Source organism: Hydrogenophaga sp. BPS33 (assembly GCF_009859475.1).
Lineage (GTDB): Bacteria > Pseudomonadota > Gammaproteobacteria > Burkholderiales > Burkholderiaceae_C > Hydrogenophaga.
The window spans coordinates 11697-32162 of the sequence record NZ_CP044551.1; the positions used below are offsets into that span (position 1 = coordinate 11697).

A 20466-nucleotide genomic window follows, 5' to 3' on the forward strand; every position below is an offset into this window, starting at 1 on the left:
TGGCGTTTGCTGTCGGCAGACAGCAAGCCCACGCAGCGCAGCCGGGGGAAGCCTGCGACCTTCACTTTTCCAACGGCACGACCCTGGCGGGCGTGCCCGTTGCGAAAACAGTCGAGCAGCAGGCGAGGGGACTTGCCAAGCGTGACGACGTAGGCCGAGGCATGTTGTTCACCGCTGTAGGCCACGTTTCGATGCCAAGCAAAAGCCGCCGTAAGGCGGCTTTTTCGTTCCCATCACGAAATTCTTCCGTGAGTGTCGGGTGCAAGACCGCGTTTCCCGACAAAAGAGGGCCAAAACTTCGTCATGACGAAAAGAGTGTGGGGGGGTGTGGGCTAATGCAGGATAGGCTAACGCCGGTAGTGTGTGCTACACTACGTTTGCACATTGACCCCCCCACCCCGATTAGGAGGCACCTATGCCGCGCAAGGCCGAGATTGGGGCGACACGAGATAGCTACGTATATCGTCTTCGCGTACCCGCTCCGTTGAAGGCGCAATGGGACGAGCATTGCGCCAAGCAAGACAAGAATCCGTCCGTGGTGATGCGGGCGCTGATGCGCTACATCATCCAGGACGACATGCCTCCCGACGTTCGCCGCTGGATTGCAGAGCAAACCGAGGGCGAGCCGGACGACGGGCCGAAAGAACGCCTTGAAGTCCGTTTCACTCCGACCGAGTTCCAGGGCATCACGGCCCGTTCCGAGGCCGAGGGCTGTTCGCCGCAGCGTTGGGTTATCAACTGCGTGCGCGCGAGCCTCACGCACGAACCGCAGTTCACGATGGAGACGACGAAAGCCCTATGGGAGTCGTCCTACCAGCTTCGGGCTATCGGTCGGAATCTGAACCAGATCGCCAAGCGGTTGAACGAAGGCAAGCCGGCGAACATCAAGACCGAGCAGATAGAGAAGCTGGCGACGTACATCTACCGGCATACCGATAAGGTGGCGGCCGTACAGGACGCCAGCCTTAGCCGTTGGGGCATCCAGGTGAAAGGGGCCGGCGATGGCGAAGCGTGAGATTGACGGCGTTATCAAGGATTGGGGCGAACGCGCGGATTACGGCCGCGTCCAGGGCCGCAAGGGTAAGAACATCGCGGGCGGGCGCTATGCCAAGGCCGCGCCGACCAAGAGGCCGGCCGGGCGTGAAAAGCTGGCAGCGACCGTGCGCAAGGCTCCCGAAGTCATGGTGAAGATTTCGGGCGGCGGTAAGGACATGCGCAGCATCAAGGCGCACATGGACTACATATCGCGGAACGGGGCCGTCGAGCTGGAGGACGAGCAGGGCAGGGTTCACCAGGGCAAGGAAGACGTGCGAGCTGTCCGCGACGACTGGCGCGGCGGTGGCATCCCCTACGAGGATGGCAAGAAGCGCGAGGCGTTCAACATCGTGCTGTCCATGCCGCCCGGCACCGACCGGGCTTCGGTGAAGAATGCAGCCCGCGCCTTCGCGTCCGAGCTGTTCGGCAATCACCAGTACGTTTTTGCCGCACACGACGACGAGAAGCACCCGCACGTTCACCTAGCCGTCAAGGCTGTTGACCTGGACGGCGTGAGGCTCAACCCGCGCAAGGCCGACTTGCAGCACTGGCGCGAGACGTTCGCCGAGAAGTTGCGGGAGCAGGGCATCGAGGCCAACGCAACGCCCAGGAAGGTGCGGGGCGTGGTGCAGAAGGCCGAGAAGCAGGCCGTCCGCCACATCGACCGAGAACACGCCAAAGGCAGGCGCAAGGCACCGGCCCGCGTGTCCGCCTCGCAGCGTGAGGCGGCCGAGCTGGAGGCAAGGGCAGGGCGCAAGCACGTCAACCCGGCGCACGACAACATCATCGCGCAGCGCAAGAGCGTGCAGCACGATTTCGGCACGGTGGCGCGGGCGCTGGCAACCGGCGACCAGGACGACAAGCGCCTAGCGGTCGAGGTTGTCCAGTTCGTCAAGCAGATGCCGCCGATCAAGACGCGGCACGCCGAGCAGGTCGAGGCGTTGCAGCGGGCCACGGTGCAGCAGGGCGGGCAGGGCGTCGAGCAGACGCAGCAGCCAGGGAAGCCAAGCCCGGAGCAGGGCAGGGCAGAGGACAAGGGGCGCGGGCGTTGATGGTGACAGGCAGATCCACCAGGTTGGTGGATTCTGTCACCAACGGCCTTGACACGATTTCGCTTATAAGGGGTCTCCTCGTTTTCAGTGCAATAAGTGACGGTACGCAAAGCTAGCACTGGCGCGGGGGTGGTCTGGGTAGACCGTTGATTTCATTGACTTTCCTGTTCGCTTTGTAAACGGGTATGGTGGCCTCCCACTTTTGAGGTTCACGATGCAGGGTTGGCACACAACGTTTTTGGGGATGCGTGGGCTCCCCCGCGATATCAGCGACTTCGAGATGAAGGCATTTTTCACCTTCGATGGTGCCGAGCGCGACGCAATCAATGCACGCCGAGGTGATTCCCACAAGCTTGGTCTGGCGCTCCATATTGGTTTCCTGCGCATGAGTGGGCGTTTGCTCGGTGCCTTTCGGGTAATTCCAGTAGCCTTGTGGCGCCACCTTGGCAACGAGCTTGGCATTGCAGCACCAGAAGTCGCCTCGCTGAGAGCCATGTATGAACGCGGGCGCACGCTATTCGATCACCAACAAGTAGCCTGCACGGTCCTTGGATTCCAGTGGATGAGCGAGCACCAGCGCCGCTCACTGGTACGTGAACTGCGCGACGAAGTGGCGCGCTGCGCCGACCGCGATCAGCTACTCGTGCGGGCGCGTCAATGGCTGTACAAGAACAAGCTGGTGATCGTGCACGAGCGGGCAATTCGGACACTGATTGCGGCGGCACTTGCCCAGCTTGAAGTTGAAACAGGCACCGCCATCGCCGCCAGCGTTGATCCAGCAACACTTGATCGCTGGCGAGCCTCAGTTTCAGAGCTGCGCCCAGATGGACAAACCCAGCAGAGTTGGCTATGGGCTGCACCGGCGAAACACTCAACCCGCCAAATCAGCGAGGTACTGGAGCGCATCGACCTGCTTTACACGCTGGACGTTCATAAGCACCTGGCAGACATCCCCGATCTCATCTTGCGCCGCTACGCGCGCCGACTTGTCTCCAGGCCGCCCTCAGCCGGAGCCAAGATCAAAGAGCCAGCGCGCACCGTGGAGGTCGCATGCTTTCTTCGGTATTGCCTGTTCACCACCACAGACCAGTTGATCCTTATGGTGCAGCGCCGGATCGCCGATCTGTGGCGTCAGGCTGCCGCCGATGTCCCCGCTACCGTCAATTGGGCCGCAATGTACAAAACGCTGCTCGGCGAACTTGTTGCCTTGAGCGCGCAAGGTGCGGTGCCAGATGCTGAGTTGCGTGCCCGTCTTGAAGCCTTGATCACCGAAACCCAGAAACGCAAACCACCGAGCAGGGCCTCCCTGGTCCGCGAGGGATTGATTGATGGAATTCGCCCCGTGCGGTCGTTGCTCGTCGCCATTGCAAAGCTGCCCTGGCAGGCCACCGGCGAGCATCCTGCCATCGAGTACCTTGCCAAGCTGCAAGCTTTATATCTCAAAGGATCCAGAAAGCTGCCAGTTGAAGTGGTGGCACCAAGTCTGGGAATGATCTGGCAGGTTTCGATCTCCAGCCCAGACCGGGAACGGGCGTTTCAGGCGTTGGAGGTGGCCACCCTGTTTGCCCTGCGCCGCGCGGTGCGCAATGGCTCGGTCTGGATTGAGCACAGCCTGAGCTTTCGGGGTCGTGCGCGCTTGTTCTTCACGGACGAGCGTTGGCAGGCAGAGTCCAAGAAACACTATGCCCGTCTATCGTTACCCAGCAAGGCTGCCACTTTCTTGAAGCCTTTGCTGGCCAGAGTAACTGCCGGTGTCGATGCGGTGGCCGCTGCAGCCCGCAGTGGCGTACTGCGCGTGGATGATGAACTCCATTTGTCGCCATTGCCCGCAGAGGACGAAGACCCAGAAGTGACCAAGCTGCGCGCGGCTTTGGATCACCGCATCGGTGAGGTTCAATTGCCGGAAGTGATTCTGGCCGTTGACGCCCAGGTGCGCTTTAGCTGGATCATGCTCGGACGTGAGCCGCGCTCTACCGACGAGCTGCTGATGGTCTATGCCGGCATCATGGCCCACGGCACCAGTCTGACTGCGGTCGAATGCGCGCGCATGATTCCGCAATTGTCTGCCACCAGCATTCGCCAGGCCATGCGCTGGGCGCGGGACGAACGGCGTCTGAGCCAGGCCTGCCAGGCTGTGCTGGAATTCATGCAGCGACACCCGATTGCCGCCACCTGGGGGCGGTCCGATTTGGCATCTTCTGACATGATGACCATGGAGACCACCAAACGGGTGTGGCAAGCCCGGCTTGATCCTCGGCGCAACACACCTTCCATTGGAATCTACTCCCATGTAAAAGACCGGTGGGGCATCTTCCATGCGCAGCCCTTTGTGCTCAATGAGCGCCAGGCGGGCGTGGCCATTGAAGGTGTCATCCGCCAAGAAAAGCTGGAGACCAGCCAGCTTGCTGTGGATACCCATGGCTACACCGACTTTGCCATGTCACATGCCCGTTTGCTTGGTTTTGATCTTTGCCCGCGGTTGAAGGAACTCAAACAGCGCCACCTCTTTGTGCCACGCGGCACCAAAGTGCCCGCAGAAATCGCTGCGGTGTGCGAAGCCAATGTCGACGTCGCTTTGATCGAAAAGCATTGGGATAGTCTGGTGCACCTGGCAGCCTCGGTCATGAGCGGACATGCCAGTGCGGTGGCAGCTCTTGCGCGGTTCGGTTCTGCCGCCCAGGGCGATCCAATCTATGAGGCTGGCGTGCAATTGGGGCGGTTGCTGCGTACGGCGTTTTTGGCTGACTACTTTGTCAAGGACGCTTTCAGGAACGAGTTGCGCCGGGTGCTCAATCGGGGCGAGGCTGTTAACGCCCTCAAGCGCGCCATTTATACCGGCCGGATCAGCCCGGCGCAGGCCAAACGTGTCGATGAAATGCAGGCTGTGGCCGATGCGTTGAGCCTGATGGCCAACATCGTGATGGCGTGGAATACCTCACAGATGCAGGCGGTCCTGGATCGCTGGTCGAACCGCCGCCAGGTCATTCCACCGGAACTGATCGGGAAGATTGCGCCCACCAGGCTGGAGAGCATCAACTTGCGGGGTGTGTTTCGCTTCCCGGTTGACCGCTATGCTGACCAAATCCTGCCTTCGCGGCCAAATGCATCGATAACTGGCACCAATGGATGAAACCGACCACGGTTTGACGCCACGAATCGCAGATTTGAAAGTGAACAGGAAAGTCAATGAAATCAACGATCTACCAACACCACCTCCGCGCCAGTGCTAGCTTTTCGTACCGTCACTTATTGCACTGAAAACGAGGAGACCCCAACCAGCCACGGTGGAGACTGCACAACCTGGCGCGGGCGTACCTGGGGTGGCGGCGCCGGGCAACGCGGCCACACCCACACCCGAACCTGAAGCACGCCCGAAGCGAGCGGCGCATTACTTGTGGGCGGTGCTGATTACCCGCATCTACGAGGCATTTCCGCTGCTGTGCCCCATGTGCGGTGGGCAGATGCGCATCATTGCCTTCATCACCCACAGCGCCGAAATCCGCCACATCCTGAACCACATCGGGGTGGAGTCTGCCCCCCCGCACATCACCCCGGCACGCGGGCCACCGCTGTGGGAGGGCTGCGACGCGCCGGTGGATGATGGTGCGCAAGGCGAGCCGGATTGGGATCTGGCAGCTCAACCCGACGAGGTAGACCAGCGCGTCAATTGGTGACCCAGTGAAGCGGCGGTATCCATCGCTGCGGGGAAGCAGCTGCGCGCGCGCCAGGCCCAAATGCATACTGCCTCCCAAGCTCTTGCCATTGAGCGGCAAGCGAGCGCTCAACCTTCCTTGGCCGAACGTGTTTCGAGGCCCAAAACTCGTGCCATACTTGGCCTCATGCGGTTGAATTTCCTATCCGTAACACCATCCAGTGCCTGTGCGACGACGAGCCCGATCAGGCGCGCATCACCGAGTCCATCATGGACATGATCAAGGAGGTGCAGAAATACGTGCCCGGCTACAAGCTGGTCAACGGGCCGCTGTTCGACGGCAAACGGGTGGCCGTGTACATGCAGGTGGCTGGCCTGGGCGACTACCTGCCCACCTACGCCGGCAACCTGGACATCATGACCGCCGCCGCCTGCCGCACCGCCGAAATGTTTGCCCAGGAGATCCTGGCCGGCACGATCACTATGAAACCCACACCGACTGCCGCTGCTGTCGCTGTCTGAGGAAAACACTCCCATGACCACGAACCTTCAGGGCCGCAAGGTCCTCTTGCATGACATGTGCCTGCGCGATGGCATGCACGCCAAGCGCGAACAGATTTCCGTTGAACAAATGGTCAAGGTGGCCACCGCGCTGGATGATGCGGGTGTGCCCCTGATCCAGGTCACGCATGGCGCCGGCATGGGGGGCAACTCGCTGCAGCACGGCTTTGCGCTGGCCAGCAACGAGGAGTACCTGCGCGCCGTCTGCCCGAAGATGAAGCAGGCCAAGGTGTCGGTGCTGCTGATTCCCGGTCTGGGCACAATGCGTGAGCTACAAAGCGCCTATGAGTGCGGCGCCCGCAGCGTGCACGTGGCCACGCATTGCACCGAGGCCGACACCTCGCCGCAGCACATCGCCTTTGCGCGCAAGCTGGGCATGGACACCACCGGCTTCCTGATGATGGCCCACCTCAACACCCCTGAGGGCCTGGCCCAGCAAGGCAAGCTCATGGAGGGCTACGGCGCCCAGACCATCTACATCACCGACTCGGCCGGCTACATGCTGCCCGACGACGTGACCACCCGCGTGAGCGCGCTCAAGGCGGTGCTCAAGCCCGAGACCGAGATCGGCTTTCACGGCCACCACAACCTGGGCCTGGGCATCTGGAACTCGATTGCCGCCATTGAAGCCGGTGCCTCGCGCATCGACGGCTCGGTCGCGGGCCTGGGAGCGGGCGCAGGCAACACGCCGCTGGAGGCTTTCCTGGCCGTGTGCGAGCGCCTGGGCATTCAGACCGGGGTCGATCTGTTCAAGCTGATGGACGTGGCCGAAGACGTGATCGTGCCGATGATGGACCACCTGGTGCGCGTGGACCGCGACTCGCTGACGCTGGGCTTTGCCGGCGTGTATTCCACCTTCCTGCTGCACGCCAAGCGCGCGGCCGCCCGCTTTGGCGTGTCGGCACGCGACATCCTGGTCGAGCTGGGTCGCCAGAAGATGATCGGCGGCCAGGAAGACATGATCGAGGACACGGCCATGACCATGGCCAGGGAACGTGGCCTGCTCACCGCGCCCTCACGCGCGAAGGACGTAGCATGAGCGCCCGGAAAGAAATTGCCATCGTCGTCGGCAGCACCGGCGCGATGGGCCAAGTCATCACCCGGCGACTGAGCGACGCTGGCCTGCAGGTAGTGGCCGTGGCGCGCACCGCTGAGGCGCTGCAGGCACTCGCCCAACAGGTGCCCGGCATCCGCGCCTGCGCAGCCGACATCGCCGACGACTCGGCCATCGAGGCCCTCCGTGCCCAGCTGGACGCACCGGTTCGCATGGTGGTGCAAGGTGCGGGCGTGGCCACGGCAGGCGGCGTGCTGGACGCCCCCACCGCCGCGATCACCGACGCGGTCAACATCAAGGTCGGCGGCATGCTGCGCTTGGTGCGTGCGGCCGATGGCCACCTGGTGCGCGGCTCGCGCCTCGTCGCCATTGGTGGGCACTATGGCTTTGAGCCCAGCGCCTACGCGGCCACCGCGGGAGTGGCCAACGCCGCATTGGCCAACCTGGTGCGCCAGCTCTCCTGGGCCTATGGTGAGCGCGGCGTCACCGCCCACCTGGTGGCGCCCGGCACCGCCGACACCGAGAGCCTGCGCCGCGTGGCCACGGCCCGGGGCGCGCAGGGCGGCCTCCGCCCGAACAGGTGCTGGAGCAGATGCGCGGCGAGTCGGCCATCGGCGCCTTCACCACGGTGGAGCAGATCGCCTGGAGCGTCGGCCTGCTGCTCGACCCGAACGCCGACGCACTCGCCGGCAGCACCCTGTTCATGGACGCGGGCCGCCGCAAGGGTCTGCCCTGACACCGGCGGGGCATCCGCCCCGCGCGTTTTCCGCTTTCCCGTGAAGTCGGCACAGACCGGCCAACATTTCATTCAACCATCCACCACAACAACAACTGGAGACACACCATGCCATTGCATTTCCCCCGCCGGCTGACCAGCCTCGCCGCCACCGTCGCGACTTTGACGCTGGGATGGATCGGACCGGCCCAGGCCACCGAGGGCGGCGGCACCACTGCCGCTGCGGGCGCCGAGGGCTTTCTGGCCGGTGCCCTGCCGCCACCGGGCACTTACGGACTGCTCTACGCCAACCACTACCAGGCCGACCGCTTCAACGACGGCCAAGGCAACTCGGCGATCCCAGGCTTCAAAGTGCGCGCCGACGTGCTGGTGGGCCGCGTAGTGCACATGACCGGCACCACGTTGCTGGGTGGCCAGCTGGGCTTCTACGGCGTGCTGCCGCTGGTGAAACTGAAGGTGCAGGCCGCAGGGGCCAGTGACAGCAGAACCGGTTTTGGCGATATCGAGGCCGCGTCGCTGCTGGCCTGGCATGGCCCGCAGTGGCACACCGCCGCAGCGCTGGCGGTGGTGCTGCCCACCGGGTCCTACAGCGCCACCCGCATGGCCAACCCAGGCAACAACATCACCACCCTGCGCCCGGTGGTGGTGGCCTCCTACCTGACGGAATCGGGGCTGGACCTGTCCACCAAGCTCACCTACAGCATCAACCGGAAAAACAGCGACACCGATTACAAATCCGGTCAGTACCTGCACGCCGACTTCAATGCCGGCATGCGCGTGGCACCGGCATGGCAGGTGGGTCTGCAGGGCTACCTCATCCACCAGACCACCGATGACCGGCAAAACGGCATCACGGCGGGACCAGACGGCAACCGCACACGCGTGCTCGCACTGGGCCCGGCGCTGCGCTGGCAGACCTCGCCCGCCGCTCCGTCGGTGGAGCTGCGCTGGCTCAAGGAGATCCGTGCGCGCAACCACACCAAGGGCGACGCCCTGTGGCTCAAGGCGGTATGGGCACTGTGAGGCGCGTGCGGCACTGACGCGAGGGGGGCTTTCTTGCCATGCATGCTCCAACCCATGGTTGACATCACCCCCTCCACAGTGCCGGCCGACGCCGGCGGCTAGCCTCAATGTCGGGAGCCAGTCTTGACGCACCGCATGGGTATCGGCTCTCACGTAAGTCTGCCCTTGTACCCGATTCAGTAACGCTCAGAAGTAGAAACGTCCGGCTCACCGTCTGGATCTCCTCTGAACGAAACGGTGGCCTTGGTCGCGCCAATAAGCACTGAGCGCTCCCCAATCAAACAGCCCAAGCAAAAGCGCGCAAAGGCGAAATCGCCGAAGAGGCGGAAGCCCTGAACAGACTGCTTCCCTATGCTGCGTCGAAACTGGCCGAATGTGGCCATGGTCACACTGTCGCTCTAAGCGCCCATAGCGTCTCGCCTTGTGTAGCCAAGCGCCGGCTGCACCCGTGAGCAACAGCTCTTACGCTTTTGGGTTCTGCGCCATCGAAATGAAACGATTGATCCGATCACCAAGGCGCGGCTTCACACCTTCCTGGCAGACAAGCTGGGGGTGGCGTTTCCAAATGCAGCGCAAGAGGGGCAAGAGCCAGATAAAGCAGATCGGCTCTTTGAATCCGCAACTCGGTGGCTCCTGGAGCAGACACGTGACACCAGCAAGCACAGCCTGCTGTTCACGGAGAACATCTCTTACGGGTTCCGACGGAACATGCTGGGTATGCGATGGATCGGTCTGACATCGGCCGTTCTGGCTGCAACCTGGCTAGTGCTGGACAAAGTCGTAGCCCTGCCGACAACGTGGGCCGACCTTTGGGGTCTGCTTGTCCAAGCCCAAGCTCTACAACCCACGCCACCCCGAACGCACGCTGCTCTACCAAACGGTAGCCGAGCACTACGAGACCTGGCTAGAGTTGGCCAGCGCGGGTCAGTTCGACGGCCAGGGCGACCACCACACCCCCAAGCCCTTCGTGCGCAAAGCGTTTGCCAAGTATCTTGAGTGCGGCATCTTTGCCCATGGCTTTGCCCGCGCTCGCTGCGGCGACTGTGGGCACGACTACTTTGTAGCCTTCTCCTGCAAAGGCCGGGGAGTCTGCCCCTCGTGCACCACCCGGCGCATGGTGGAGACAGCAGCGCACCTGAACGATCACGTATTCCCCCGCCTGCCGGTGCGCCAGTGGGTGCTGTCGGTTCCCAAGCGGCTTCGTTACTTCATGCAGCGCGACGGAGCGGTGCTGAGCATGGTGCTGCGCATCTTTCTGCGGGTGATCGCACAAACTCTGCAGACCCACAGCCCCGGTGCGGCCCATATGGACAAGGCAGGCCTGCACATCGGTGCCATCGCCTTCATTCACCGATTCGGCTCCAGCCTCAATGAACACGTCCACTTCCACGTTTGTGTGGTGGACGGGGTGTTTGAGGAAGTGGAGGGCGAGGGCGATGCTGATGCGACCCCTCGAATCTCATCGCCGGGTGTCATCTTTCACGCGGCCACCGGCATCGATGCGGCTACCGTGGCCCCAGTGCAGACCACACTGCAAAAACGCATCCTGCGCGCCTTCGTTGCTCGGGGCCTGCTGGAGAACTGTGACGCCAAAGACATGCTGGGCTACAAACACAGCGGCTTCTCGGTGGATGCGGGGGTGTGCATCGAAGCCCACGACCGCGCTGCGCTGGAGCGGCTGCTGCGCTATTGCGCGCGTCCACCGTTTTCCATGGAGCGCCTACGCAAAGAGGGAAGCAAACTGGTGTACCGCTGTGCCAAACAGCGCAGCGAGCCCACCAGTGACAAGCGTGGTGCCAAGGCAGATGAGCTGCACCTCACACCGCTGGAACTGATCGACCGCATCGCCGCGCTGGTGCCACCGCCACGCACCCACCGGCACCGCTACTTTGGTGTGCTGGCACCAAACTCGCCGCTGAGAGCGGCGGTAACGGCGCTGGCTCAGCCTGCTGCGTCGCAACCAGCCACGGTGGAGACTGCACAACCTGGCGCGGGCGTACCTGGGGTGGCGGCGCCGGGCAACGCGGCCACACCCACACCCGAACCTGAAGCACGCCCGAAGCGAGCGGCGCATTACTTGTGGGCGGTGCTGATTACCCGCATCTACGAGGCATTTCCGCTGCTGTGCCCCATGTGCGGTGGGCAGATGCGCATCATTGCCTTCATCACCCACAGCGCCGAAATCCGCCACATCCTGAACCACATCGGGGTGGAGTCTGCCCCCCCGCACATCACCCCGGCACGCGGGCCACCGCTGTGGGAGGGCTGCGACGCGCCGGTGGATGATGGTGCGCAAGGCGAGCCGGATTGGGATCTGGCAGCTCAACCCGACGAGGTAGACCAGCGCGTCAATTGGTGACCCAGTGAAGCGGCGGTATCCATCGCTGCGGGGAAGCAGCTGCGCGCGCGCCAGGCCCAAATGCATACTGCCTCCCAAGCTCTTGCCATTGAGCGGCAAGCGAGCGCTCAACCTTCCTTGGCCGAACGTGTTTCGAGGCCCAAAACTCGTGCCATACTTGGCCTCATGCGGTTGAATTTCCTATCCGTTCACGAACATGTCCATGGTCATGATCACGCTTCCGCCGCGCCCTCTGCCGCGCCCATCGCCGCCGCATCGCCATTGGAACCGACTTCACCGGAAGTCTTGCCGGCACGGCAGAACACGGTGGCGGTCAAGTTGAAACCGGGTGAAGCGGCGGAAGTGAAGCTCACCATGCGCAAGGATGCCAGCGTGAGTTACGAATGGACTACAGCTGGTGGGCCGGTAAATTATGACACCCACGGCGACCCGGTCAGTGCTCCCAAAGACTTCTACCATGGCTACGGCAAGGGCCGAAATGAGACCGGGAATGCGGGTACGCTTCAAGCAGCTTTCGACGGCAAGCACGGATGGTACTGGCGCAACCGCTCAGGGGCAGAAGTGACAGTGACCCTGAAAACCAGCGGCGACTACGAGAGCATCGAACGCGTGCTGTAAGTCGCGTGGCCCCATTCTTCGGAATGGGGCCACCACCCGGAATACGAAGACAATGAACCGTAGCGTATTGAGCGCCTTGTTGGCAGCAGCGTTGTTCGGCGCCAGCACCCCTTTCGCGAAGCTGCTGACCGGCGAGGTTTCCCCGGTCCTGCTCGCCGGCTTGCTCTATCTGGGCAGCGGCATGGGGCTCACGCTTGTCCGGCTGGTGAGGGATCGGGGCTGGAAGGCATCCGGCCTTGTGCCCTCTGAATGGCCCTGGCTATTGGGGGCCATCCTTTTTGGCGGGGTGCTGGGTCCGGTCGCCTTGCTGTTCGGGCTGACCTCAACAAGTGGTTCCACCGCTTCCCTGTTGCTGAATCTGGAAGCGGTGCTGACTGCGGTCATCGCCTGGGTCGTGTTCAAGGAAAACGCCGACCGCCGCATCGTGTTCGGCATGCTCGCCATCGTTGCAGGAGGGGTCGTGCTGTCGTGGTCGACGGGGGAGGGACGGGGCACCGGCTGGACTGGCCCGATCGCAGTCGCGCTTGCCTGCGTGTGCTGGGCAATCGACAACAATCTGACGCGCAAGGTCTCGGCCTCGGACGCCCTGTTCATTGCGGGCAGCAAAGGGATGATCGCCGGCGCGGTGAACTGCCTGCTGGCACTGTCACTCGGCGCGATGATGCCGAACGCGGGAATTGTCCTTGCCACGATGACCATCGGAGTGCTCGGCTATGGCGTCAGCCTCGTGATGTTCGTGTTGGCCTTGCGTGGCCTTGGGACTGCGCGGACCGGCGCCTATTTTTCCACCGCGCCGTTCATCGGCGCGGCTGTGGCGTTAGGCCTGCTTGGCGAATCGACTGATCCGGCATTCTGGCTGGCCGCGAGCCTGATGGCCTGGGGCGTCTGGTTGCACCTGACCGAGCACCACGAGCACGACCATGTCCATGAGCCACTCGCACACCGTCACATGCACATTCACGACGCGCACCACCAACATCAGCACGCGTTCGAATGGGACGCTGACACCCCTCATGCTCATTGGCATGAACATGTCGTCATCGTCCACAAGCATCCTCATTTCCCGGATATTCACCACCGTCACGCTCATTGAAGTGCGGAAAAAACGTCATAGCGTGCCTTACTTTCCGTTCTCTGAGAGGACTCCCTAGGAGCGATGGGGTTGCCACCTTAGCGTGCTTTATTTTCCGTTTTCTGAGGCGACCCCTATCAGGCGCCGGGCTGCGCATCAGCTACCAGCATGCCGCCGCCCAGGGCCTTGAACAGCTGCACTTCGCTCAACGCCTGCTGCAACCCGGTCTGCACCGCGCCCAGCTCGGCGCTCAGCAGGTTGCGCTGCGCGTCGATCACGGTCAGGTAGCCCTCCACGCCGGCGTCGTAGCGCAGCTGGGCCAGATCCAGGTATTTGCCCGAGGCCTGCACCAGGCTTTGGTTGGCCTGCAGCTGGCGCACAAAGGTGTGGCGTGCCGACAGGCCATCGGCCACTTCGCGGAACGCCGTCTGGATGGCTTTTTCGTATTGCGCCACACGCATGTCTTTTTGCAGCGTGACGTAGTCCAGGTTGGCCGCCAGCCGGCCCGCGTTGAACAGCGGGATGCTGATTTGCGGCGCAAAGCTCCAGGCGCCCGAGCCGCCGTTGAACAGGCCCGACAGGTCGCTGCTGGCCGTGCCCACGCTGGCGGTCAGGGCGATGCGCGGAAAGAAGGCCGCGCGCGCAGCGCCGATGTTGGCGTTGGCGGCCCGCAGTTGCTGCTCGGCCGCCAGGATGTCAGGGCGCTGGGCCAGCACCTGCGACGGCAGGCCCACGGGCAGCTGCGCCAGTTGCCAGTCTGCAATGCCCACCCGGGTCTGCAGTACCGATGGGGGCAGCGGTGCGCCCACCAGGGCCTGCAGCGCGTTCAGGTCTTGCTCCACCGCCCGGGTGAACTGGGCGTGCTGGGCGCGGGCGCTGTCCACCGCGGTTTGCGCCTGGTGGCGCTGCAGGTCGGTGGCAATGCCGTTGTCCACCTGCGCCACGATCAAGTCCAGCGCCCGCTCATTGGCGGCCAGTGTGCGCGTGACCACGTCCAGCAGCTGCTGATCGGCCTGCCAGGTCATCCAGGCGCTGGCGGTGGCGGCCACCAGGCTCAGCTGCGTGGCCTTGCGGGTGCTGTCCATCGCCAGGTAGTTTTGCAGCGCCTGATCATTCAGGCTTTGCACGCGGCCGAACAGGTCCAGCTCGTACGCGGCCATGCCCAGCCCCACGCTGTAGGTGCTGGCGGTGACCGCCTGCGGCGTGCCGGCCACGTCGGCGGGCACGCGCTGGCGCGAGCCGCCAGCCTCGGCGCCTATGGTGGGCAGGCTGTCGGCCTTCTGGATGCGGTACAGCGCCTGGAAGGCCTGCACGTTCAGCGCGGCGGCGCGCAGGTCGCGGTTGTTGTCCAGCGTCAGCTCGATCAGCGTGCGCAGCTGCGCATTGCCAAAGAACTGTTGCCAGTTCACCGGCGCTGCCGCCTGGGTGCTGCCCGCTGCGGGCTGCGGCCATTCGGCAGGCACGGGGGCGGCGGGGGTTTGGTGCTTCGGGACCATGGAGCAGGCGCTCAACAGCCCCGCCAGCGCGATGGCGCCGGTCAGGGTGTGCAGTTTCATGCGGTTTTCTCCTGGATGGGGGTCACGGGCGCCGCAGGCCGGGCCTTGCGAAAGCGCTGGGTGATGCTGGCAATCACATAAAAGAACAGCGGCACGAAGAAGATGGCCAGGAAGGTGCCCGCCAGGGTGCCGCCCACCACGCTGGTGCCAATGGAGTGCTGGCTGCCACTGGACGCGCCCGTGGCAATGGCCAGCGGCACCACGCCCAGCACAAATGCCAGAGACGTCATGACGATGGGGCGCAGGCGCAGGCGGGCGGCCTCCACGACGGCCTGGAACAGCGGTTTGCCTTCGTCTTCATACAGCTCGCGCGCAAACTCCACGATCAGGATGGCGTTCTTGGCCGCCAGGCCCATGGTGGTGATCATGCCGATCTGGAAGAACACGTCGTTGGTCAACCCACGGCCCAGTGTGGCCAGCACCGCGCCCAAAATGCCCAGGGGCACGACCAGCATCACCGAGAACGGGATGGACCAGCTCTCGTACAAGGCGGCCAGGCACAAAAAGACCACCAGCATGGACAAGGCCATGATCCACGCGCTTTGGTCGCCGGCCTTGATTTCTTCGTACGACAGGCCGGTCCACACCAGATCCACACCCGGGGGCAGCTGTTTGGCCATGTCCTGCAGGATGTCCATGGCCTCGCCAGTGCTGACGCCGGGGGCGGTGCTGCCCACAATCTGCACAGCGGGCACGCCGTTGAAGCGCTCCAGCTTGGCGGGGCCGTAGACCCATTTGCCGGTGGCAAAGGCGCTGAAGGGCACCATCTTGCCGACGTTGTTGCGCACATACCATTTGGAAAAGTCTTCCGGGCCCACGCGGGCGTCGGCCTTGCCTTGCAAAAACACCTTCTTCACCCGGCCGCGGTCGATAAAGTCGTTGATGTAGGCCGAGCCCCAGGCAATCGACATGGTGGCGTTGATGTCCGCCAGATTGAGGTTGAGCGCGCGCGCCTTCTCTTCGTCGATCTCGATCTGGTACTGCGGCTCGTCCGACAGGCCGTTGGGGCGCACCAGGGCCAGCTTGGGCGATTGCGCGGCCATGCCCAGCATCTGGTTGCGCGCCTGCATCAGCACCTCGTGGCCCACGCCGCCGTTGTCCTGCAGGAAGAAGTCGTAGCCAGTGGCGTTGCCCAGCTCGATGATGGCCGGCGGCATGATCGGGATGATCATGGCGTCGTTGAGCTGGCTGACAAAGCCCCAGGTGCGGCCGTACAGGGCTTTCAGGTGCTGGTGCGCGCCCTTGCGTTCGTCAAAGGGTTTCAGCTCGACAAACAACAGGCCAGAGTTCTGACCGCGACCGGCGAAGTTGAAGCCGTTCACGGCCATGACGCTGTGCACGGTGTCTTTCTCGTTGTCCAGCAAGTGCTGGCTCACCGCCTGCAACACCTTGTCGGTACGGGCCGCAGAGGCATTAGAGGGCAGTTGCACCAGCACCATCATCGTGCCCTGGTCTTCCTCTGGCAGAAATGCCGTGGGAATGCGGGCAAACAACGCTACCAGGCCCGCCAGCAGCAGCACGTAGATCAGCAAAAACCACTTGTTGCGCTTGAGGATGCCCTCCACGCCCACGGCATAGCCGCTGGCGCTGGCGTTGAACACCCGGTTGAACCAGGCGAAGAACTTGGCGGGCTTCTTGCCCGGCACGGGCGCCTTCAGGATGGTGGCGCACAGCGCAGGCGTGAAGATCAGCGCCACGAGCACCGACAGCGACATGGCCGCCGCAATCGTGATGGCGAACTGGCGGTAGATCACGCCGGCGGAGCCGTCCATGAACGCCATGGGCACGAACACGGCCGAAATCACCACGCCGATACCAACCAGCGCGCCAGAAATCTGGCCCATGGACTTGATCGTGGCCTCCTTGGGCGACAGGTGCTCGTCGTGCATGAGGCGCTCGACGTTCTCGACCACCACGATCGCGTCGTCCACCAGCAAGCCAATCGCCAGCACCATGGCAAACATGGTCAGCAAATTGATGGTGAAGCCGGCCGCCAGCAAGATGCCGAACGTGCCCAGCAGCACCACCGGCACGGCCAGCGTGGGAATGATGGTGGCCCGCACGCTTTGCAGGAACAGCAGCATCACCAGGAACACCAGCACCACGGCCTCCAGCAGGGTCTTGATCACCGAGTCGATCGACACCTGCACCACTGGCGACGTGTCATACGGATAGACCACCTTCACGCCCTGCGGGAAGTTGGGCTCCAGCTGGGCAATGGTGTCGCGCACGGCAGCGATGGACTCGAGCACGTTGGCGCCGGTGGCCAGGCGCAGCGCCAGGCCCGACGCAGGCTTGCCATCAAACTTGGCGGAGATGGCAGAGAACTGCCCGCCCAGTTGCACGTCTGCCACGTCCTTGAGGCGCACCTGCGCGCCGTTGGGCTTGACCTGGGGTCTCCTCGTTTTCAGTGCAATAAGTGACGGTACGCAAAGCTAGCACTGGCGCGGGGGTGGTCTGGGTAGACCGTTGATTTCATTGACTTTCCTGTTCGCTTTGTAAACGGGTATGGTGGCCTCCCACTTTTGAGGTTCACGATGCAGGGTTGGCACACAACGTTTTTGGGGATGCGTGGGCTCCCCCGCGATATCAGCGACTTCGAGATGAAGGCATTTTTCACCTTCGATGGTGCCGAGCGCGACGCAATCAATGCACGCCGAGGTGATTCCCACAAGCTTGGTCTGGCGCTCCATATTGGTTTCCTGCGCATGAGTGGGCGTTTGCTCGGTGCCTTTCGGGTAATTCCAGTAGCCTTGTGGCGCCACCTTGGCAACGAGCTTGGCATTGCAGCACCAGAAGTCGCCTCGCTGAGAGCCATGTATGAACGCGGGCGCACGCTATTCGATCACCAACAAGTAGCCTGCACGGTCCTTGGATTCCAGTGGATGAGCGAGCACCAGCGCCGCTCACTGGTACGTGAACTGCGCGACGAAGTGGCGCGCTGCGCCGACCGCGATCAGCTACTCGTGCGGGCGCGTCAATGGCTGTACAAGAACAAGCTGGTGATCGTGCACGAGCGGGCAATTCGGACACTGATTGCGGCGGCACTTGCCCAGCTTGAAGTTGAAACAGGCACCGCCATCGCCGCCAGCGTTGATCCAGCAACACTTGATCGCTGGCGAGCCTCAGTTTCAGAGCTGCGCCCAGATGGACAAACCCAGCAGAGTTGGCTATGGGCTGCACCGGCGAAACACTCAACCCGCCAAATCAGCGAGGTACTGGAGCGCATCGACCTGCTTTACACGCTGGACGTTCATAAGCACCTGGCAGACATCCCCGATCTCATCTTGCGCCGCTACGCGCGCCGACTTGTCTCCAGGCCGCCCTCAGCCGGAGCCAAGATCAAAGAGCCAGCGCGCACCGTGGAGGTCGCATGCTTTCTTCGGTATTGCCTGTTCACCACCACAGACCAGTTGATCCTTATGGTGCAGCGCCGGATCGCCGATCTGTGGCGTCAGGCTGCCGCCGATGTCCCCGCTACCGTCAATTGGGCCGCAATGTACAAAACGCTGCTCGGCGAACTTGTTGCCTTGAGCGCGCAAGGTGCGGTGCCAGATGCTGAGTTGCGTGCCCGTCTTGAAGCCTTGATCACCGAAACCCAGAAACGCAAACCACCGAGCAGGGCCTCCCTGGTCCGCGAGGGATTGATTGATGGAATTCGCCCCGTGCGGTCGTTGCTCGTCGCCATTGCAAAGCTGCCCTGGCAGGCCACCGGCGAGCATCCTGCCATCGAGTACCTTGCCAAGCTGCAAGCTTTATCCTAGAAACGGCAGTTGCGGCACCAAAAATCGCCCAAGTGCTTGAGGCAGGAGGGCTAATCGGCGCGGCCTGGACTCACCCATTTGGAACTGCTCCGCAGCTGCCATGAACAGCCATAAGTTCCTGCCAGCAAACGATTTTCTGCGTTCACGTCATGGCTCAACTGCCGTTTCTAGGTTTATATCTCAAAGGATCCAGAAAGCTGCCAGTTGAAGTGGTGGCACCAAGTCTGGGAATGATCTGGCAGGTTTCGATCTCCAGCCCAGACCGGGAACGGGCGTTTCAGGCGTTGGAGGTGGCCACCCTGTTTGCCCTGCGCCGCGCGGTGCGCAATGGCTCGGTCTGGATTGAGCACAGCCTGAGCTTTCGGGGTCGTGCGCGCTTGTTCTTCACGGACGAGCGTTGGCAGGCAGAGTCCAAGAAACACTATGCCCGTCTATCGTTACCCAGCAAGGCTGCCACTTTCTTGAAGCCTTTGCTGGCCAGAGTAACTGCCGGTGTCGATGCGGTGGCCGCTGCAGCCCGCAGTGGCGTACTGCGCGTGGATGATGAACTCCATTTGTCGCCATTGCCCGCAGAGGACGAAGACCCAGAAGTGACCAAGCTGCGCGCGGCTTTGGATCACCGCATCGGTGAGGTTCAATTGCCGGAAGTGATTCTGGCCGTTGACGCCCAGGTGCGCTTTAGCTGGATCATGCTCGGACGTGAGCCGCGCTCTACCGACGAGCTGCTGATGGTCTATGCCGGCATCATGGCCCACGGCACCAGTCTGACTGCGGTCGAATGCGCGCGCATGATTCCGCAATTGTCTGCCACCAGCATTCGCCAGGCCATGCGCTGGGCGCGGGACGAACGGCGTCTGAGCCAGGCCTGCCAGGCTGTGCTGGAATTCATGCAGCGACACCCGATTGCCGCCACCTGGGGGCGGTCCGATTTGGCATCTTCTGACATGATGACCATGGAGACCACCAAACGGGTGTGGCAAGCCCGGCTTGATCCTCGGCGCAACACACCTTCCATTGGAATCTACTCCCATGTAAAAGACCGGTGGGGCATCTTCCATGCGCAGCCCTTTGTGCTCAATGAGCGCCAGGCGGGCGTGGCCATTGAAGGTGTCATCCGCCAAGAAAAGCTGGAGACCAGCCAGCTTGCTGTGGATACCCATGGCTACACCGACTTTGCCATGTCACATGCCCGTTTGCTTGGTTTTGATCTTTGCCCGCGGTTGAAGGAACTCAAACAGCGCCACCTCTTTGTGCCACGCGGCACCAAAGTGCCCGCAGAAATCGCTGCGGTGTGCGAAGCCAATGTCGACGTCGCTTTGATCGAAAAGCATTGGGATAGTCTGGTGCACCTGGCAGCCTCGGTCATGAGCGGACATGCCAGTGCGGTGGCAGCTCTTGCGCGGTTCGGTTCTGCCGCCCAGGGCGATCCAATCTATGAGGCTGGCGTGCAATTGGGGCGGTTGCTGCGTACGGCGTTTTTGGCTGACTACTTTGTCAAGGACGCTTTCAGGAACGAGTTGCGCCGGGTGCTCAATCGGGGCGAGGCTGTTAACGCCCTCAAGCGCGCCATTTATACCGGCCGGATCAGCCCGGCGCAGGCCAAACGTGTCGATGAAATGCAGGCTGTGGCCGATGCGTTGAGCCTGATGGCCAACATCGTGATGGCGTGGAATACCTCACAGATGCAGGCGGTCCTGGATCGCTGGTCGAACCGCCGCCAGGTCATTCCACCGGAACTGATCGGGAAGATTGCGCCCACCAGGCTGGAGAGCATCAACTTGCGGGGTGTGTTTCGCTTCCCGGTTGACCGCTATGCTGACCAAATCCTGCCTTCGCGGCCAAATGCATCGATAACTGGCACCAATGGATGAAACCGACCACGGTTTGACGCCACGAATCGCAGATTTGAAAGTGAACAGGAAAGTCAATGAAATCAACGATCTACCAACACCACCTCCGCGCCAGTGCTAGCTTTTCGTACCGT

The 20466-nt window shown here is 62.7% G+C and carries 10 protein-coding genes and 6 pseudogenes; 13 read left to right on the forward strand and 3 right to left on the reverse strand.

Going from position 1 to position 20466, the window contains the following annotated elements:
- Positions 1-415 precede the first annotated feature (415 nt).
- The 8 genes and pseudogenes from F9K07_RS31065 (at position 416) to F9K07_RS31100 (ending at position 9113) form a co-directional block, all read left to right on the forward strand.
- Positions 416-1015: a plasmid mobilization protein gene (locus F9K07_RS31065; protein WP_070697986.1), complete on the forward strand. Its 600-nt coding sequence runs from the start codon at positions 416-418 to the stop codon at positions 1013-1015.
- Complete coding sequence (locus tag F9K07_RS31070) at positions 1002-2087, forward strand: relaxase/mobilization nuclease domain-containing protein (protein ID WP_159597432.1); 1086 nt, start codon at positions 1002-1004, stop codon at positions 2085-2087. Before F9K07_RS31065 ends, F9K07_RS31070 begins: the two co-directional genes overlap by 14 nt.
- A 214-nt stretch (positions 2088-2301) precedes the next feature.
- Complete coding sequence (locus tag F9K07_RS31075; protein WP_003158660.1) at positions 2302-5217, forward strand: Tn3-like element IS1071 family transposase; 2916 nt, start codon at positions 2302-2304, stop codon at positions 5215-5217.
- A gap of 142 nt (positions 5218-5359) precedes the next feature.
- A pseudogene (locus tag F9K07_RS31080) lies at positions 5360-5761 on the forward strand (IS91 family transposase); the annotation flags it as partial.
- A gap of 182 nt (positions 5762-5943) precedes the next feature.
- Positions 5944-6261, forward strand: a pseudogene (locus F9K07_RS31085) (acetaldehyde dehydrogenase (acetylating)); the annotation flags it as partial.
- A gap of 13 nt (positions 6262-6274) precedes the next feature.
- Positions 6275-7339 carry a 4-hydroxy-2-oxovalerate aldolase gene (dmpG, locus tag F9K07_RS31090; protein ID WP_053281476.1) on the forward strand — a complete coding sequence of 355 codons (1065 nt, stop codon included), beginning with the start codon at positions 6275-6277 and terminating at the stop codon, positions 7337-7339.
- A pseudogene (locus F9K07_RS31095) lies at positions 7336-8090 on the forward strand (SDR family NAD(P)-dependent oxidoreductase). Before dmpG ends, F9K07_RS31095 begins: the two are co-directional and overlap by 4 nt.
- 108 nt (positions 8091-8198) lie before the next feature.
- Positions 8199-9113 (forward strand): SphA family protein, encoded by a 915-nt coding sequence (locus tag F9K07_RS31100; protein ID WP_053281475.1) that lies wholly within the window; start codon positions 8199-8201, stop codon positions 9111-9113.
- A 176-nt stretch (positions 9114-9289) separates the two neighbouring features.
- On the opposite strand, the gene F9K07_RS31105 is transcribed toward F9K07_RS31100, so the two are convergent.
- The gene (locus F9K07_RS31105) at positions 9290-9496 is read right to left on the reverse strand and encodes a hypothetical protein (protein WP_053281474.1); all 207 of its coding nucleotides are present in this window, start codon (positions 9494-9496) and stop codon (positions 9290-9292) included.
- Between the two features lie 437 nt (positions 9497-9933).
- On the opposite strand from F9K07_RS31105, the gene F9K07_RS31110 reads away from it, so the two are divergent.
- The 3 genes from F9K07_RS31110 to F9K07_RS31120 all read left to right on the forward strand — a co-directional run bounded on the left by F9K07_RS31110 (position 9934) and on the right by F9K07_RS31120 (position 13183).
- Positions 9934-11472, forward strand: coding sequence for an IS91-like element ISPps1 family transposase (locus F9K07_RS31110; protein ID WP_159597433.1), 1539 nt, complete (start codon positions 9934-9936; stop codon positions 11470-11472).
- Between the two features lie 165 nt (positions 11473-11637).
- Positions 11638-12090: a hypothetical protein gene (locus F9K07_RS31115; RefSeq protein ID WP_236582136.1), complete on the forward strand. Its 453-nt coding sequence runs from the start codon at positions 11638-11640 to the stop codon at positions 12088-12090.
- A 52-nt stretch (positions 12091-12142) separates the two neighbouring features.
- Entirely contained in the window at positions 12143-13183 is a 1041-nt protein-coding gene (locus F9K07_RS31120) for a DMT family transporter (protein ID WP_159597434.1), read from the forward strand.
- A 116-nt stretch (positions 13184-13299) separates the two neighbouring features.
- Here F9K07_RS31120 and F9K07_RS31125 read toward each other — a convergent pair whose 3' ends face one another.
- Positions 13300-14718 (reverse strand): efflux transporter outer membrane subunit, encoded by a 1419-nt coding sequence (locus tag F9K07_RS31125; protein ID WP_159597435.1) that lies wholly within the window; start codon positions 14716-14718, stop codon positions 13300-13302.
- A pseudogene (locus F9K07_RS31130) lies at positions 14715-17111 on the reverse strand (efflux RND transporter permease subunit); the annotation flags it as partial. The pseudogene F9K07_RS31130 and the gene F9K07_RS31125, both read right to left, overlap by 4 nt.
- A 144-nt stretch (positions 17112-17255) precedes the next feature.
- Between F9K07_RS31130 and F9K07_RS31135 the strand changes: the two are divergent.
- Positions 17256-18473, forward strand: a pseudogene (locus F9K07_RS31135) (Tn3-like element IS1071 family transposase); the annotation flags it as partial.
- 182 nt (positions 18474-18655) lie between these two features.
- A pseudogene (locus F9K07_RS31140) lies at positions 18656-20353 on the forward strand (Tn3-like element IS1071 family transposase); the annotation flags it as partial.
- Between the last annotated feature and the right edge of the window lie 113 nt (positions 20354-20466).

What these genes read in the sequence shown, in the direction of transcription:
- F9K07_RS31065 (WP_070697986.1), top strand. Translation starts at nt 416, where the DNA reads ATGCCGCGCAAGGCCGAGATTGGGGCGACACGAGATAGCTACGTATAT.
- F9K07_RS31070 (WP_159597432.1), top strand. Translation starts at nt 1,002, where the DNA reads ATGGCGAAGCGTGAGATTGACGGCGTTATCAAGGATTGGGGCGAACGC.
- F9K07_RS31075 (WP_003158660.1), top strand. Translation starts at nt 2,302, where the DNA reads ATGCAGGGTTGGCACACAACGTTTTTGGGGATGCGTGGGCTCCCCCGC.
- dmpG (WP_053281476.1), top strand. Translation starts at nt 6,275, where the DNA reads ATGACCACGAACCTTCAGGGCCGCAAGGTCCTCTTGCATGACATGTGC.
- F9K07_RS31100 (WP_053281475.1), top strand. Translation starts at nt 8,199, where the DNA reads ATGCCATTGCATTTCCCCCGCCGGCTGACCAGCCTCGCCGCCACCGTC.
- F9K07_RS31105 (WP_053281474.1), bottom strand. Translation starts at nt 9,496, where the DNA reads ATGGCCACATTCGGCCAGTTTCGACGCAGCATAGGGAAGCAGTCTGTT.
- F9K07_RS31115 (WP_236582136.1), top strand. Translation starts at nt 11,638, where the DNA reads ATGCGGTTGAATTTCCTATCCGTTCACGAACATGTCCATGGTCATGAT.
- F9K07_RS31120 (WP_159597434.1), top strand. Translation starts at nt 12,143, where the DNA reads ATGAACCGTAGCGTATTGAGCGCCTTGTTGGCAGCAGCGTTGTTCGGC.
- F9K07_RS31125 (WP_159597435.1), bottom strand. Translation starts at nt 14,718, where the DNA reads ATGAAACTGCACACCCTGACCGGCGCCATCGCGCTGGCGGGGCTGTTG.